Annotated in this window: 12 protein-coding genes; 1 reads left to right on the plus strand and 11 read right to left on the minus strand. The window is 64.4% G+C overall.

Annotation, left to right across the window (positions count from 1 at the left end):
• Window positions 1-21: 21 nt before the first annotated feature.
• The 10 genes from moaC to G453_RS22480 all read right to left on the minus strand — a co-directional run bounded on the left by moaC (window position 22) and on the right by G453_RS22480 (window position 13,953).
• The gene (gene moaC / locus G453_RS0105195; RefSeq protein WP_027190194.1) at window positions 22-519 is read right to left on the minus strand and encodes a cyclic pyranopterin monophosphate synthase MoaC; all 498 of its coding nucleotides are present in this window, start codon (window positions 517-519) and stop codon (window positions 22-24) included.
• The gene (gene dnaJ / locus G453_RS0105200) at window positions 519-1,640 is read right to left on the minus strand and encodes a molecular chaperone DnaJ (RefSeq protein ID WP_027190195.1); all 1,122 of its coding nucleotides are present in this window, start codon (window positions 1,638-1,640) and stop codon (window positions 519-521) included. The genes moaC and dnaJ overlap by 1 nt, the downstream gene beginning before the upstream one ends.
• 9 nt (window positions 1,641-1,649) lie before the next feature.
• The gene (gene rpoZ, locus G453_RS0105205) at window positions 1,650-1,874 is read right to left on the minus strand and encodes a DNA-directed RNA polymerase subunit omega (protein ID WP_027190196.1); all 225 of its coding nucleotides are present in this window, start codon (window positions 1,872-1,874) and stop codon (window positions 1,650-1,652) included.
• Between the two features lie 168 nt (window positions 1,875-2,042).
• Window positions 2,043-3,998: an OPT family oligopeptide transporter gene (locus G453_RS0105210; protein ID WP_027190197.1), complete on the minus strand. Its 1,956-nt coding sequence runs from the start codon at window positions 3,996-3,998 to the stop codon at window positions 2,043-2,045.
• A gap of 45 nt (window positions 3,999-4,043) precedes the next feature.
• Window positions 4,044-6,023 (minus strand): DUF6785 family protein, encoded by a 1,980-nt coding sequence (locus G453_RS0105215; protein ID WP_027190198.1) that lies wholly within the window; start codon window positions 6,021-6,023, stop codon window positions 4,044-4,046.
• A 36-nt stretch (window positions 6,024-6,059) separates the two neighbouring features.
• A complete protein-coding gene (locus G453_RS22475; RefSeq protein ID WP_084502108.1) occupies window positions 6,060-10,901 on the minus strand; it encodes an FtsX-like permease family protein in 4,842 nt (1,613 codons plus the stop codon).
• A complete protein-coding gene (locus tag G453_RS0105225; RefSeq protein WP_027190199.1) occupies window positions 10,902-11,642 on the minus strand; it encodes an ABC transporter ATP-binding protein in 741 nt (246 codons plus the stop codon).
• 2 nt (window positions 11,643-11,644) lie between these two features.
• Window positions 11,645-12,358 carry an ABC transporter permease gene (locus G453_RS0105230; RefSeq protein ID WP_027190200.1) on the minus strand — a complete coding sequence of 238 codons (714 nt, stop codon included), beginning with the start codon at window positions 12,356-12,358 and terminating at the stop codon, window positions 11,645-11,647.
• Window positions 12,359-12,460: 102 nt separating this feature from the next.
• A complete protein-coding gene (locus G453_RS0105235) occupies window positions 12,461-12,970 on the minus strand; it encodes a hypothetical protein (RefSeq protein WP_027190201.1) in 510 nt (169 codons plus the stop codon).
• Window positions 12,970-13,953: a pseudouridine synthase gene (locus tag G453_RS22480; protein WP_051271748.1), complete on the minus strand. Its 984-nt coding sequence runs from the start codon at window positions 13,951-13,953 to the stop codon at window positions 12,970-12,972. Before G453_RS22480 ends, G453_RS0105235 begins: the two co-directional genes overlap by 1 nt.
• A gap of 53 nt (window positions 13,954-14,006) precedes the next feature.
• On the opposite strand from G453_RS22480, the gene G453_RS0105245 reads away from it, so the two are divergent.
• A complete protein-coding gene (locus G453_RS0105245) occupies window positions 14,007-16,394 on the plus strand; it encodes an AsmA family protein (protein ID WP_027190202.1) in 2,388 nt (795 codons plus the stop codon).
• 53 nt (window positions 16,395-16,447) lie between these two features.
• On the opposite strand, the gene G453_RS0105250 is transcribed toward G453_RS0105245, so the two are convergent.
• A complete protein-coding gene (locus tag G453_RS0105250) occupies window positions 16,448-16,795 on the minus strand; it encodes a hypothetical protein (protein ID WP_027190203.1) in 348 nt (115 codons plus the stop codon).
• Window positions 16,796-16,886: the final 91 nt, after the last annotated feature.

Genomic DNA, 16,886 nt, shown 5'->3' on the forward strand with positions numbered 1-16,886 from the left:
TGATTCGCCGGAGGCAAGTTCCTACTTCGCCCGAAACTCGCCGCTCTTGCCGCCTGCTTTGTACAGGAGCCGGACGCTCTCGATGACGATGTCCTTCTGCACGGCCTTGCACATGTCGTAGAGCGTCAGCGCGGCCACGCTGGCGGCGGTCATGGCTTCCATCTCCACGCCGGTCTTGGCGACGAGGCTGGCCTCGGCTTCCACGCGCACGCTGTGCGTGGCTTCGTCCAGCTCGAAGCGCACGTCCACGGCGTCCAGGCCCAGCGGATGGCAGAGCGGGATCAGCTCGGCGGTCTTCTTGGCGGCCATAATGCCCGCGATGCGGGCGCAGGCGAAGGCGTCGCCCTTGGGCATGCCCTCGCCTGTCAGGATGCGGTAGGTCTCGGCGGAGAGGCGCACCACGGCCTCGGCGACGGCCACGCGCGCGGTGACTGTCTTGCCGCCCACGTTGACCATGCGGGCCTGGCCCTGCTCGTCCAGATGGGTGAGCCCGGGGGTGAGCGGGAAGTCCTGGCTCATCAGGACCCCATGGCGGCGTCTTTGGCCTTCTTGAAGAAGTTCTTGACCTTCTTGAGGGGCTTGTCCTCCTCAAGCGCCAAAAACTCGCGCAGGAGCTCTTCCTGCTTCTTGGAGAGGCCCTTGGGCGTATTCACGATGATCTCCACCAGCAGATCGCCGCGCTGCGAGCGTCCAGGATGAACCAAGCCCTTGCCGCGAAGCGAAAAGACCTCGCCGGACTGGGTTCCCTTGGGGATGTCCATGGTCTCCTCGCCTTCGAGGGTGGGGACCTTGAGCTTGTCGCCCAGGGCGGCCTGAACCATGTTCATCTCCAGGGTGACCACGAGGTCCTGTCCCTGGCGGCGGAACACCTTGTCCTCCTCCACGTAGATGACCACGTAGAGGTCGCCGGGGGGGCCGCCGTGCATGCCCGGCTCGCCTTCGCCGCGCAGGCGCAGGCGCGAGCCGTCGTCCACGCCGGCGGGGATGCGCACCTTGAGCTCGCGCACGTCGGGCGTGACGCCCTTGCCTTTGCAGCGCGGGCAGGGATTGGCGATGACCGTCCCCTCGCCACGGCAGACCGGGCAGGTGACGGCGATGCGGAAGAAGCCCTGGTTCTGCTGCACCTGGCCCATGCCGTTGCACTGGCGGCAGGTCTCGGCCTTGGAGCCGGGAGCCGCGCCGGTGCCGTCGCATTCGGCGCAGGAGACGTGCTTGGGAATCTTGAGCGTGGCCTCAGTGCCTGCGGCGGCGTCGCGGAAGCTGACGCGCAGGTCGTAGCGCAGGTCGTTACCGGCCTGGGGCCGGGGACCGCGCCCGCCGCGCGATGCGCCGCCGAAGCCGAAGAATTCGCCGAAGATGTCGGAGAAGGTGCCGAAGATGTCCTCGGTGCTGGAGAAGCCTCCGAAACCGGTGTCGCCCAGTCCCTGATGCCCGAAACGGTCGTACCGGGCGCGCTTCTGCGGATCGCGCAGCACTTCGTAGGCCTCGGCGGCCTCTTTGAACTTCGATTCCGACTCGGCGTCGTCCGGGTTGCGGTCGGGGTGAAACTTGAAGGCCATCTGGCGATAGGCCTTCTTGATCTCGTCCTCGCTCGCATCCTTGGGGACGCCCAGGATCTCGTAATAATCAGCCTTGGTCATGAACAGGACCTACTGGTCGGGGGATGCGTAGATTCCCGCTTCCTCGATGGTCTCGGCGGGCAGCACCTTGCCTGCAGCGATCTCGCGCAGGGAGGTGACGATTTCCTTGTTGTTGCATTCCACCAGGGGTTCGTAGCCCTCGCGGAACTGCTTGACCCTCTTGATGGCCATCTGCACGATCATGAAGCGGTTGTTGATCTGTTCGAGGCAATCTTCGACTGTGATGCGGGCCATGGTGTCCTCGTGAAATATGCCGGTGGAGTTGAATCTCCAACCGGCTCGATTTGATGGATAATCAGGATCGGGGTTCCGTCAAGGGGGGATTTTTCATCCCATGCACAAGATGGAACAGAACTTTTTAGTCGATGCTGGAGACAAGGTCAAGCCGAACCATCCGCAAGCCTAATACGCCAACTTCCCGAGACTCTTGAGGATCAGCGTGCAGCCCATGGCGAACATGCCGGTGAGGCCCATGCCGCAGGAGAAACCCGCCAGGAGCACCGGCGCGTATTGGCGCCACATGGCCCCGTACTTCTTGTGGAAATAGTAGCGCCCCAGAAGCGCGCCTATGACCTCCAGGATAAGGCCGTGCGGAATGTGCTGCCCGAGGCCACGCACCACGCCATACACCAGGAGCACCGGAAGTCCCAGGGCGTTCAGCCCCGCGTAGGTGACGAGCCCGAGCCCCAGCCCCGCTCCCATATAGCTGCCGTTGAGCGCCTGGAAGAACAGCGAGTTGCCCTCCAGGGTGGAGGTCTGCATGAGCAGGTTGTTCAGGGCCTGGAGATGCCAGAGTTCCTGCGCGTAGGGGTAGGCCGCCGAGGGGATGGGGGCCAGCTGCCAGATGAACTGGGAGAACAGGAGGCTCGCGATCATGACCACGGGGAAGACCACGATCTCGGCCTTTATTATGCCGCGCAGGCTGGTGCCGGTCAGCTCGATCTCCCGAAAGTCCACGGTGGCCTTGCCGTAGTTGTGGATGGGGATGGGCGCGTACCATATCTCGATGCCGTGGTAGCCGAAGAATTTAGCGCCTGCGATGAAGCTGGCTTCCCGCACAAGCGGCAGGCTGACGAACTGCCCCGCTATGCCCTCCATGCGCGCGGTGATGTAGGAAATCACCGGCGTGTAGATGAAGCCGTAGAGCACGAAGAAGATCCAGGGGAAGTCCGGCACCAGCCACCGGCACAGCAGCACGTAGGCCAGGGTGGAGACCAGATAGATGGCGATGGACACCCAGAAGTTGATGTCGCCGCGCCCTGGATGGCTCTTGAAAACGTCGCGGTAGTTCACCCCGCCAGGGCCTTTGCGGAAGCTCCTGACCACATGCCAGATGCCGATGACGCCGATGGCCAGCCCCAGGCCCAGGCCGAAGCTCAGATAAAAGTCGAAGTTGTTGGCGAACACCGTATCAACGGTCCCCATGCCCTTGTGCCAGCGGTGCAGGATGCCGTGCTCGAAAAGGATGGGGTTGGCGATGAAGGTGATGAGCTGGCCGATCAGGCCGCCGATCACCGCCCAGAACGGCAACACCATGCCCGTGAACACCAGGCCCAGGTCCAGCTGAAGGCCTGTGGCGACGGCGGGCATCACGTCCTCGGTGTGGCGCGTCAGGTCGATCCAGGGAATGGGGATCAGACGCACCGACTCCGTGAAAATGAGCCCGGATAGAACCGGGAAGAGCACGTAGATGCAGCCAAAAAGGATGCCGATGACCCCGCCGATGGAGAAGACGCGCCACTTCCAGCCGGTCTTGCGCTCCTCGGAGGTCTCGGCCAGGGCCATGGTGCCAAGCGCGCCCACGGGGGCCATGGGGAAGGGCAGCTTCTCCACGTCCGAGGTGATGCGGTACAGCGCGTAGCCCAGGCCGAAGTGGTCCACCCGCTGGACGATCTGCGAACCGATCAGCAGAAGTATCGGCACCAGCCAGTCACGGTGCAGGAAGGACCGGGCCGTCAGCGATTCCGAACCGATGCCCGGAGCCACCCAGGAGGGAATGTACTCGGTGAGGCCGAGCATCTTGGCCGCGTCAGACTGCACGAGGTACTGGTTCCAGAGAAGCCCGGAGAACGGCGAATGCATGGCCGCGCCTGCCATGTAGTACAGCAGGAAGACCTCCTGCTGCTTCATGTCCGTGAAGGCCCGCTTGGCCACCTCGGCAAACAGGATGATGGTCACCCAGCGCGCTGCCGGGCCGATGCCCGCGCCGATCACCAGGTTCAGGTACATGGAGCCGGGCATCATCAGGAAGCCGATGAAGATGGCCCCTGCCACGGTCTTCCAGTCAAACCCCTCTTCGAAGTGCTCGGGGGTCTCCAGAAGGTCCCGGTATTCTTTCAGCTCTTTATCGTCATACATGGCGTTGCCCTGCCCTGGCGGCTACGGATGGATCGAAATGGGACGTCATGACGGCAACACCTGATAGCTCTGGCCCAGCCACAGCCCGACCACGGCGAACACGCCGCCCATCAGGAAATCTCCCAGGATGAGCCCGATGAAGAGCATGCGCACCTTGCGGAACAGTTCGATGCCCCCGTAGCGCAACGTGACCTGATTGCAGACCCAGCCGATGAAGAAGCTGAACCACAGGATGCGCATGGCGGAGCTGTACATGGTGAGGTAGCCCACCGGGTGCAGCGGCCACCAGTAGAAGCGCTGGAAACACAGCAGCAGGCCCATCATGACCACCGCGCCAGTAGAGGCGAAGATGATGATCCAGCTGTTGGGGCCGGAAGGCGCGTCCAGCAGGCGCTGGGCGTCCTCGTAGACGCGCAGAACCGTGGAGATCTCCCACTCGGCCTGAAGATCGCGCACGCCAACTTTGTGGCACAGGGCCAGCATGGCCACGAAGGAGACCACCACGCCGATGCCGAGGGCAAGGCACATGCCGATGAAATACAGGCGCTTTCGCGTGATCGGCTCGCCGACCTTGGCGGCGTGCACCAGCGAGGGCATGAGTGACTCGCGAAGATCCAGGAACTGCACCTTCTGCATCACCGCGCCCATCACCAGCCCGGCGCTGGTGAAGAATCCTGAACCGAAGAGGGCCAGCAGTCCGTCGGTGGGCGCGGCTGTCAGGGTGAAGTAGGCGATGCCGCCCTGGCAGATCACCCGGCTGGCCACCAGCGTCACCACGAAGAATGCGGCCAGCAGGAGCACGGAGACCAAAAGCGGCATGCCGAAATGCACGCACCAGGCAGTGAGCCCGGCTCCACCCAGCACCAGCCCCCAGAAGGCCAGGCGGGAGGAGAACCACTCCGATTCGTTGGCAGGCACGGACTTGGTGCTGAAGGCGTTTTTGACCACCTCCAGCAGGTGATGTCGCGCAAGCCACACGATAAACAGGAAGAACACGCCGTAGGCCCCGATCATCTGGGTTTCCTCGGCCATGGTCAGGGTCGGACCGAAGGTGACTCCCAGGGCCGACTGCGGCACCTGGTAGCCCACCACGGACAGGAACCCGGTCAGCAGGCCGCCCAGGATGAAGAAGGCCCAGAAGCTGAGCGATATCTGGCGCGAGGCCAGGAACGCGAAGCCGATGTAGGCCGGGATGAGGTAGATCTTGAGTTTGGTGAAGCCGGAGAACAGGCCGGTCTTGGCAAAATACGGCCCGGCCAGCAGCACCGTGGGAATCTGCGGGATGGTCGGAATGTAGGTGGCCAGGCCGTTGACCGTGTGCAGGGTCAGGGGAATCAGGAGCCCCACCAGCAGGAACCGGTCTGCGAAGAAGCCCCCCACCCTGCCCTCCTGGAAGGACTCCTCCATCATGTAGGGCAGGCGCAGAAGCGGAAAGTTCATGCGCTCGTTGACCACCCACTGCCTGCTGAAGAGGTTCACCAAACAGATGAGTACCAAAAAGCACAGCAGGATGAAGATGCCCCAGGCGGCCATGGGCGCGGCCCAGGCACTCCAGGGGATTGCGCCTAAAATCTGCTGCCAGGACAGGGCGCGCCCGCCCGGCAGGCCGTTGTACAGGAGCTCCACTGCGGCGGGGTCGGAGACGGTCCAGGCCTTGGGCAGAAGCGGGACCAGGGTCTCGGACCAGCGGTTGCCCGCCGTGGCGAAGTGGTCCACGGCGGTGATGTTCAGGAGGAACGTGCGCATGAGCCCGGTGTAGGCAATGCCGGACACCACCACGGACAGCATCCAGGTGGTGAGCAGCTCCGTGCCGGTGAGGATGGGCCGGGCCTTGAAGACGCGCGCCGTGAGCGCCACCAGCACGGTCAGGCACACCAGGAGGATGAACGGAGCCAGGGGAAAATGGCCGCCGCCCAGCGGCGTGGCCGCCAGATACATGTTGTTGTAGGGCGTGGCCAGACACAGGAGCGTGCCTGCCAGAAGGCCTAGGAGGATCGCCCGGGGGCGGATGGAGCTTTTGTGCATGCCGGTTTTGCGCCGTGTGTTCTCGTCGTGTTCCCGTTACGTGTTTTCCGCCCCGCCGTCTTGTTCAGGAAACGGCGCGGGCGCAGGGGCGTCGGGGTTCTTGGTGCTTACGTCCACGCTGGACTCGTAGGAGGTGCGCCTCTCCTCGTCCAGGGAGCGCCACACCAGCATCTGCTTGCGCAGATCGTCCAGGAACCCCTTGTTCAGGCGCTTCCACATGCCCGCCTCGCCCGCTTCCCGAGTGAGCGTGACCACGATCTCCAGATAGCCCGGATGCCACATGGCGGGCGAGAAGGATATGGTCACCTGCTGGTTGATGCCGAAATCGAACGGGGCCAGCCAGACGCGGGCCATGATGCGCAGGCAGGACTCCAGCGAGCAGAACTCGCCGTGCAGCTCGCCCGGATGCGGATCGGCTCCGGGGGATTTCCAGGGACAGACGAAGTCCTGGCGGACCTCCGCCGTGGAGAACAGCCCGTGGGACACGTCCTGATGGGCTTTGTAATATTCCAGCAGGAAGCCGCCCGCGCAGTCCTGCTCGCGGATGTGCATGAGGAAGGGCAGCGTGGCCGTGATGGTGTTGCCCACAGGCTCGGGCAGCGCCCAGGAGCGGTTCACGTCCGGGATGGCGATGTTGGCCGCCACCCGCGAGGGATAGATCACCGAGAGCAACACCACCATGATGACCAGCCCCATGGCCGCCACGCCCGCCAGCGAGCTGTAGTTGGCGGTCATTCCCTTCCAGATGGCCGTGCCGGAGAGGAGCCCGGCGGCGACCTGGGCCAGGAGGTAGCCGAGCACCGCCGAAAGCACCGCGAAGGCCAGGGCCTCGGCGATGAACAGGAAGGACACGTGCGTGGGGGCCAGCCCTACGGCGGTGTACACGCCGATCTCGCGCTTGCGCTCGTACACCGCGCCGATCATGGTGGAGAGTACGATGAGCATGGCGATGGCCAGCGGAACAACGATGTTGGGGACTCCCGCGTAGTTGATGGTGTCCGAGGAATGGAACACGAAGGTCCCGTTCGGCAATCCGGCGAAGATGGTCAGGCCGAAGCGGTCGGCCAGCCTGCCCGCAAGGTCCTTGGCGCCGTCGGCGGCCACGGCCACGCTTTTGAGCTGTCCGCCAAGACTCATCACCGTCTCGTAGGGCAGGATGAGCACCTGGTCGCCGTGCACGTGCTGGTAGCGGCCCTGGTAGGAGACCACGTCCTCGCCGGTGTCGATGGCTTCCTTCTCGGTCTCGCTGACCTCCACCGCCGTCTCGCTGGGGAAGATCACGGGGGTCAGGGGTTCGCCGTCCAGGTCGGTCAGGTTTTCCAGCTCCTTGCCGGAGAACACGCCCGCCACTTCATATTCCTCGCCCCACAGCAGCACCTTGGAGCCCGGCTTCGCGCCGATGCGCTGGGCCAGGGACTCCGGCAGGATGGCCGCGCGGCGTTCGCCTTCGCGGAACCAGCGCCCTCCGGTGAGGATGCGGTCCATCTGGGTGACCGGGGCCTCGGCATAGGACAGGCCCAGTACGCCCTGGACAGTCTCGTGTTTGTCGCCTGCGCGCACCTGGGTGACAAAGGGGCTTATGCGGTCGCGCGATTCGATGACTGCCCTGGGGGCCGCCTTGCCCTGCCCGGCCTGGTCGGAGAGGACGTTCTCGGCCTCCACGGGGATGGACTTCCAGCCCAGGTTCTTGAGCATCACGCCCTGGTAGGTGCTCTGCTCCGAGTAGCGCACCGCGTGGTCCACGCGGGCGCTGCGCACCGAGGTGAAGCTCATGATGGTGAAGGTGAGGATCACCAGCGTGGCAACGGTGAGGCTGGTGCGGATCTTTCTGCGCCGCAGGTTGGTGACGCCGATGGCGAACGACGCGGCAAAGGCTTTCAGCTTGCCTATCTCAGAGGCCTTCACGTGCTTGGCGCGGCGTTGCAGCTCCTCCATCTCCTGCTCGAAACGCATGATGATGATGAAGGACACCACAACGGCCATGCCGATGATGAAGAAGGCCAGGATGACCACCATGGGGCTGTAGGTCAGCTTGAAGGCCGGGTGCACGTTGTAGATGATGGCTATGACCGTGCTCAGGATGCCCAGGAAGCCCAAAAGGCGCTTGTGGATGTCCGCGAAGGCGAAGATCAGGCGCTCCATGCAGTAGGCGAAGGGGATGAACAGCGCGATGTAGAACAAGACCCCCATCAGGACGTCCTTCTGGGTCTTTTCCACGTCGTTATAGACCCTGGACGCGAAGGCCCAGGAAGCGCGCGCCAGGGACATGGCCTCGTCGTAGCGCTTCTCGGCCTTGAGGGCATAGGCCTGGGTCAGGAGGTCCCGCCCGGTGTTTCGCATCTCGCGGATGCGCTCGTTGAAGATGCCGTGATTCTCCAGGTTGGTGATGCGCGGGTCCAGAAGGTCCCACATGTCCTCGGAGGCGTGCAGTTCCGTCCAGGGCAGGAGCGGCCAGTCGTCCACGGAGTAGCCGGTGCCGTCGGGCCGCTCCTTGGTGGAATCCAGGAGGATCATCTTGCGGGCCAGCACCGTGTCCGACAGGATGAGCTTGTAGCTGATCCCCGGTTCCAGGAACACGCTGAACAGGGTTGAGCTCAAGGTATCCAGGCGCGAGAACCAGTAGCGCATGGGTTCGGCCTCGCGCCTGCCGTCCAGGATCTCCACCTTGGTGAAATAGCGGAAGGTGCGCGGGTCGAAGGTGGAGAATATGGTGCTCTGGCGGCTGGCGAACATCACCAGGTCCGTCTCACTGACCAGCCGACGCAGGCGCACCCGGTAGGCGTCCTTGCCGGTCTGCTTCTTGTCCACTGCCCAGACGGCCTCTCCGGTTTCGGGAGACAGCTTGAAGCCTTCGATAACGGCCTTGTCCAGCACGTGCTTGCCGTCTGCAAGGCCTGACACCCGGAAGGAGCCGTCCGAACCGGCCATGGCCATGAAGCGGGTCTCTCCCTGATAGACGAGCATCACCGTACCGGGCGCGGCCCGGTCCGGGAAGAGCTCGCCCTGGCGGATGAACTTGGCCCGGCCGTTCAGGGTGGCGAAGCCGTTTCTAGGCAGGCTTTCGGGCAGGCCGAACGGGTCGTTGGCCAGCGACGACGCCAGACCGCAGACCAGCGCGGACTGGCGGGCCAGATTCTCGCGGTCCACCCTGGCAGGCACGTCGTCCGGGGTTCCCCAGAGGAAGCGCCCGTCGTTGACCGTGGCCAGGGTCAGGCCCAGAAGCCCGGAGATTGCGCCTACCTCGCCGCCCAGTTGCGGGTTGTCCACGAAGTAGCTGCGCCAGGGACGGGCGCGGTCGGCGCGCAGGCCGTTGACGAACCGGACGTCGTCTTTGGGATAGCCCAGCTTCCGTGATGCTTCGGTCAGGAAGCCCGAAATACCCGAATAGGCCTGGACGCGGTTGATCTCTGGCTTCAGGGCGTAGAGCCAGCCGTCGTTCATGGCCCCCACGCCGTCGCCGTGGCTGGAAAGATGCAGCGAGACTGCGGCCATGATCTCGGCGTCGCCCGTGAGCTGGCGCAGTTCACGCGTGGACTCCACGGAAGCCAGCTGGCGCTTGGCGTCGGCCTCGATGTCCTGGTAGCGGTCACGCACCTGGGGCAGAAGCTCGCGCACCAGGGCAGCCTCGCCATCGCTCAAGCCGTTGAAGCCGCCGCGCCAGCTGAGGGCGCGCAACAGGCCGCGCCTCGCAGTGAGTCTGGAGAGTTCCTGTGGGGACGCGCCCGACCCGGCCAGACGAAGGCGCATGAGCTGCGTGCTCACGCGGTCCACCTCGTCCTTCAGGGCAGTCTCCAGCGCTGGGACCAGGGCCGGATCTTCCAAGGGGACGTCCGGCCTGTTTAGAAGGGCCAGGACGCTGCCCGCGTCCTTCACCTTGTTGGCCATTTCGCCGCGCATGGTGCGCAGCTCCTTGCCCTTGATGCGGAATGCCGCAAGGAAATCGCGCCATCCGGCCAGGGCCTGGGCGTGACCCGCCGTGGCGGCAAGCAGCACGGAGCGCTTGGGGCGCTCGGCCTTGAACCTGCGGGCCATGTCCATGAGCGCGGTCAGCGAGGAGGCCTCGTCCGCGCCGGGGGAGCGCCCGGCCACGAAGGCCTGGCTGTCGTAGAAGGCCTCGAACAGCAGGAGCTGCTTAGAAAGCTGGGGGTCGCTGCCCTCGATGTACAGGTAGACGTTCTCGGCCAGCAGGGGCTTCCAGGCAGCCTGGGAATCGACCATCACCTGTTTGCCCAGGGCGGGCGTCAGCTCGCGCCGGGCGGTGTCCGCGTCTACCCAGAAGCGCGGGAAGAGCACCGGAGTGAGTTCGATCTTGTCCTGGTAGACGCCTTTAGCCGCCGGTTCGCTGCCCGAGGGGCGGTCCACGTAGATGACGGCCCGCGCGCCGAGCAGGGCCGCGTTCATCCAGTTCTTGCCGGAGTCCAGGTTCATGAGAACCACAGCCCCGGCCACGTCCTTGCCGTTGAAATCGGCCAGCTCCCCGGCCCCGGCCTCGATCAGCTGGCCGCCCAGGGCCTTGGCCGCCGCCGGGGTGAGCGCATTTAAGTCGGTGGGATGGATGGGCACGTCCCTGCCGTCCACGCTCAGGACCGAGCGCCCGTACATCTTGGCTGGCATCTGGAAGGACTGACGGCCCACCGTGCCCAGTTCCAGGCTCTCAAACCATGCGTGGATGAGCCCTGCGGCTTTCGCCGCGCCGGGCGAGCCCGTGGAGCGGTCCCCCAGCGCGGAGAGCATGGAGAGAGGGTCCTGCCCGAAAGCCGCCACCTGAGCCGGGTCGGCCTTGGGCACGGCCTGAGCGTCCCCCTTCTTGGCGAAGCAGGGCGCGGCGCAGACGGCCAGGAGCATCATTGCCCACAGCACGGCGGCAAGGCGCTTCATCTAGTATTCCTTGGCCCCGATGCCGCCCAGGGTGATCTTCAGCTGGTCGCGCTCCTCGATCTTGTCGATGCGCCCGTCGCGGATCCAGACCACGCGGTCGGAGACGTTCAGCATTTTGTAGTCGTGGGTGGCGGAGATGATGGTCACGCCCCGGTCGCGGCTCAGGCTTTTGAGCAGGGCGATGATCTCCTCGCCGGTGGTCAGGTCCAGGTTGCCGGTAGGTTCGTCCGCCAGCACGATGGCCGGGGTGTTGGCCAGGGAGCGGGCGATGGCCACGCGTTGCTGCTGGCCGCCGGAGAGTTCCATGGGCTTGTGGGCGTGGCGCTCGCGAAGCCCCACCAAGCCAAGAAGCTCCAGGCCTTTCTTGGCGGCGTCCTCTTCGGGGACGCCCGCGAAAGTCATGGGCAGGGTGACGTTCTCCAGGGCGGTCATCACCTGGATGAGATTGAAGGTCTGGAAGATGTAGCCGATCTTGCGGTTTCGAAGCCAGGCCAGCTCATAGGCGTCGAGCTGGGCGATGTCCACCTCGTCGATGAACACCTTGCCGGTGGTGGGCTTGTCCAGGCCGCCGATCATGTTGAACAGCGTGGACTTGCCGGAGCCCGATGGCCCCATGATGGACAGGTATTCACCGGAACGGATGGCCAGATCCACGCCCTTCAGGGCCTGCACGGTGAGCTTGCCAAGCTCGAAGGACTTGGTGACCCCCGAGACGCGAACGATGTTATGCTTGTCCGACATGCTTATTCCTCGGCGCGCATGGCCACGACAGGGGGCATCCGGGAGGCCACCAGCGCCGGATACGACACGCCCACCAGGCTCAGGATGAACCCGACCAGTACCGACCAGCCCATGCTGGCCGCCACGTCCTCAAACCGCAGATATGTGAGCGCGGGCATCCCGAAGCGCATCATGCCCACCAGAACGCCCGTGATTCCGCCCAGGATCGCCCCGACGAAGGAGCCTGCCAGCCCCTGCATCCCGGCCTCCAGCAAAAAAAGCCGCAGCACGAAGCTGTCCAGCGCGCCCAGGCACTTCATGGTGCCTATCTCGCGGAACCGCTCGGTGACGGCCATGAGCTGCGCGTTGACGATGCCCACCGCGCAGACAAGAAGAGACAATATGACGATCCAGCGGTCCTTGGCGCTGGCAGCCACCTCGTAGCTGCCGGGGTAGCGTCCGGGAGCGAGGTCGAACCCGGCCTTGACCAACTCCGACTGAAGCGAGGGCTGCCCGGAGGCCAGAAGCCCCATGGCCACGTCGTGCCCCAGGAGCGTGAACGCGAGGAAGGCCACGGCCAGCACCAGGCTCATCACCGTGATCAGCGAGCGGAAAAACCGCACCTGAAGGCTCCGGATGCTGATGTCCAGGGACTTGCGCATGGGGAGCACCACCTGTCTGGCGATGCCTTCCGCGCCCGAGGAGAAGAGGCCTTTGTGAGTGCTTTTCTGGTCCATACCGTTATGTGTCGTATGTGCGTGGTATTCCGATTATTTAAGTCTGTAGCCCAGTTCCGGCCAAATGGGAAGAGCCCGGCGGATCAAGAACGGGCAATCCGGCTATTCCGTGATCTTCTCGCCAGCCAGGCCGCGCAGGTTCTTCCAGGTCTCCTCGTCCAGCGTCCGCACGATCTCGGATTGCTCGGCGAACTGAGCCTCCAGGCGCTTGCGCTCAGCGGGGTCGGCAGTCCTGCGGGACGCCAGCAGCGCGGTCAGTGCGAAGCTCTCGTGAATCTTGGCCAGCCGGTAGGAGCGCTCCTTTTCAGGATAGCGCTGCTGGGAGGCGTTGTAGACCTCCAGGGCCTTGTCGTTGTCCGCGCGGGCCGCAGCGTAGTCGCGCAACACCAGATACACGGTGTTGCGGGTCAGGTAGCTCTGGTAGTCCTCCGGGGCCTCCGCCACGATCTCGTTGGCCACCACCAGGGCGGCCTTGTCGCGCCCTGCATCCAGGAAGGCCGCCACCTGTTCGGGCTTGCCGGAAGAATCGCGCTTTGAACCGGAATCGCCTGAGAACAGGGAACAACCCGAGAGGGACAGGCCGAGAATCAGAAGCATCATGAGGATGCGCATCAGTATTCCTCCAGAGAAAGTTCAAGTGATACATCAGCAGTATTCCACGCGGGCCACTCCGGCCATTGGGGCAGCGCCCGGACCTCGAAACCGGCGAAGGTCGAGCTCCAGTGGTGCAGCCGAAGTCCCGTCCAGGCCGGGCCGCCGTAGCGGGAATCGCCGAGAATGGGGAACCCGGCACGTGCCAGATGCGCCCGGATCTGATGCCTGGCCCCCTTGGCGATGCGGGCCTCCACCAGGGTCAGGCCGGATTCCCCGCAAGGCCCGGCTTCAGCCGGGCAGGCCTGCTCGCGCCCATTTGCCGACGCGTCCGCAAATGCGTCCGTGCAGGCGTCAGGAAAGGCTGCGCCACGGGTGGGAATCCTATGTGCCAGAGGCCGCACGGATGTAAAGCGGAGTTCGTCCCGCGCGTTCTCATCCAGGACTTTCACGGTGGCCCGGTCGGCCATATCCAGAGCCCAGGCCAGGAGCATCGGTTGTACAAGATTTCCGGCCACCACGGCCAGATAACGCTTGTCCACCGCACCCAGGTCCTCAAGCGCCCTGAAACGCCGGGCCGAAGTCTCGTCCAGCGCCCCCAGCACAATGCCGGAGGTGTCCTGGTCCAGCCGGTTCACCAGCCTGACCGGACCATCCGGGTACAAGTGCCCGAGCATAGCTTCCAGGCTCGGGCCGCCGCCGCCCGAGAGCTCCACGGTGTGCAGGCCGGAGGGCTTGAAGAAGGCCGCGAAGCCTCCTTCCGCCTTGAGGAGGCGCGCTCCCAGGCCCTCAGGAGCGCCGTTCCCGTGTGTTTCGATACGCACGCCCTGCCCTTCATGCAGCTTGTACGAAGCCTGCCGCGCCGCGCCGTCCACCAGAACCGCGCCGCGCTCCAGGAGCCTTCGTGCCGAACGCAGGCTGAGCCCCGCCGCCTCGCACAGGAAGCGGTCCAGGCGGAGCCTCGCGCCCTGCCCGTCCACAAGAAATCGTTTTTCGTTTGTCATGGCCACAACCAGGGTTTATAGAACAATCCGAACCTTTCCAAGGAGCGTTTGCGATGACACGTACCATGAAGATTGCCCTGATCGCTGCAGGCGGCGCGGCAGCTTTGCTCATAGGCCTTCTTGTTCTCGGCATGAACCTCGACCCCAACTCCTTCAAGTCGCAGATCGCCAAGACCATCCGGGACACCACAGGGCTGGACGTCGCCTTCGAAGGTCCTATCGCCGTGACCTATTTTCCTTCGCTTGGCGTGAAGCTGACCCAGGTGACCGTGACTGTTCCGGGCCAGCCAGGCGTGCAGGACAAGCTCCCTCTGGCCAGGCTGGCCAAGGCGGACGTGTCCGTGAAGCTCATTCCGCTCATTTCTGGCAAGGTCGAGGCAGGCGCGACCAGCCTGGACGGACTGGAGCTGAACATCGTGCGAGATGTTCAGGGCAGGCTCAACCTGCCCATCCCGCCCATCAAGGAAGTGAAGGTCGAGGGCGACAAGGTGGTCGTCATTACCGAACAGGACGAGCGCTACGTGCTGGATTACCAGATCGAAGCCGTGCATCTGACCAACGCGCGCTTCACCTTTGATGACCGCTTGGCCAAAACCCAGACAACCCTGTCCGACTTCGAACTCTCCACAGGCAAGGTGGTCCGTGGCAAGCCCTTCCCGGTCAAGCTGGCCTTCGGCTACGGCCTGACCCAGCCGGACGCTTCCGGAAAAGTGGAACTGGCCGGGCAGGCGTCCGTCCTCCTCGAGGCCATGCAGTTCGCCTTCGAGAACGCCAGCCTGAAAACCACCGTGGCGGGCAAGGGCCTGCCCGTGAAATCAGCCGAAACGCAATACACCGGGACCATCCGGGTGGATCTGAACAAGCAGGTCTACAGCGGCGACCAGCTGAAGCTCGAGGTCCAGGCCAGGGGTGGCTTCCTGCCCGACGCGGGGGCTGGCTTCAGCCTGGGCATGAACGTCAGGGCGGACATGGCCGCAGGTGTGGCGGACATCACCGGGATGTCCATGGAGTCCATGGGCTTTGCCCTCACCGGCGAGATCCACGCGACGAACCTCAACCAGCCGGAAGGCGGGCAGATGACCCTCCAGATGGCCACCAACGAGTTCAACCCCAAGCAGGTGCTCGATAAATTCGGCGTGTCCATTCCCGACTCCGGCACTGCCAAGGCCCGCTTCAATGCCCAGGTGGACATGGCCAAGGGCACCTCCGACCTGACCGGCGTGTCCGTCCAGGCACTGGGACTCAACATAACGACCGAGGGGCATGCCACCAACATCAGGGGCGTCCCCAACGTGACCGGCAAAGTTGCCGTGGCCGAGTTCAACCCGCGCCAACTCATGGCCAAGCTGGGCCAGCCCCTGCCGCCGACTGCCGATCCGGCGGCATTCACTAAATTCCAGATGAGCTACCATTTCGAGGGCCAGGGCGATCGCTTCAACCTGCGGACCGACTCCTTCAAGCTGGACGACACAACCATGACCCTGGCCCTCGACGTGGACAAAGCCGGAAAGACCAAGGTGAACATGGCCTTCACCGCCGACGCACTGGACGCGGACCGCTACATGCCTGCGGCGGACTCCGGCAAGGGCCAAAAGGGCGAGTCCAAGGCCGACCCCGTGGATATCCCCGCCGACGTGACCGGAACAGTGCACGTCGGCTCCCTCAAGGCCGCGAAGCTGCGCATGCAGAACCTGAACGCCAAATTCTCCGTCAGGGACAACGTCCTGGAGGTCAACCCGGCGCAGCTGGCCCTGTACCAGGGGACCGTCAAGGCGACCCTTCGCGCCGCCCTGCGCGGCGGCCAAAACGCCCCACTCTCCCTGTCGGCGAACGCGGATGGGATCCAGGTGGAGCCCCTGCTGACCGACATGCAGGGCAAGGCGCAGGTCACGGGCCGCGCCAACCTGAGCGCCAACGTCACGGCCAGGGGCCAGGAGGCGCGCCATATCCTCCAGACGCTGGGGGGCAAAGCGTCCTTCGCGCTTCGAAACGGCGCGCTCCTGGGCTTCGATCTCTCGCCGGACATTTTCTCCTCTCCGGACAAGCTCCTGGCCCAGGGCAAGGGACAAACCCAGACCAACTTCGAGGTGGTCAGCGCGAGCTTCGCCATCAACGGCGGCGTGGCCCACACAAACGACCTGCTGGTGTCCATGCCGCCCCACAAGATCACCGGCCAGGGCTCCGTCAATCTGGCCGCCGAGACTCTGGACATGCGGGCGCAGGCCAACTTCGCCAGGCTCCCGACCATCCCGGTACACCTGAGCGGTAACATCGCCTCCCCCAACGTGTCCGTAGATGCGGCGGCGATGGCCACGGGCGTGGCCAAGGGAGTGATGGATACCATTATGAACTCGCCCCAGGACGCGGCGAAAGTCCCAGGCAACGTGGGCAAGGGCGCGCTGGACGCCGTGGGCAATATCCTCGGACTGCCGAAAAAGTAGGATGCTTTGGGCGAACGAACAAAAAAGGGGGGCTTGCGGCCCCCCTTCCCGGTTTAATGAACCGTGCGTGGTTTTATCGTCCAATGATCTCCGGACACGCGCACCAGATGCAGGCCGTCTCCAGCCGCCGCGCAGAGCACCAGCTCCAGCGAGTCGTCTATCCAGAAGGCCGTGATGCGCGGGCCAGAGGCCAGACTTCCGTCCAGGTCGCCGCTTCTCAGCGCGTCCTGCTCCATCAGGTTGGAAGCCAGGTCGTGCATGGTCTTGACCACTGTTTCAGAGACGAACAGGTCGTCGAAATCGACTTCGTTGATGTTTCTTTCGCCGATGCCCAGGCTGCTGGCGATGCGCCGGGTCAATTCGGGATGCGCCGGGGCCGGGACATGATGCTGACTGTGCATGATCCGCCTCCTTGCGAGTCTTCATGGTTCATAAAGCAATTCCCATGCCGAACCTGAGGGTGATGCATTTGCCTGGGCCGCCGCCTTTATC

Source organism: Fundidesulfovibrio putealis DSM 16056, from assembly GCF_000429325.1.
Classification (GTDB): domain Bacteria; phylum Desulfobacterota; class Desulfovibrionia; order Desulfovibrionales; family Desulfovibrionaceae; genus Fundidesulfovibrio; species Fundidesulfovibrio putealis.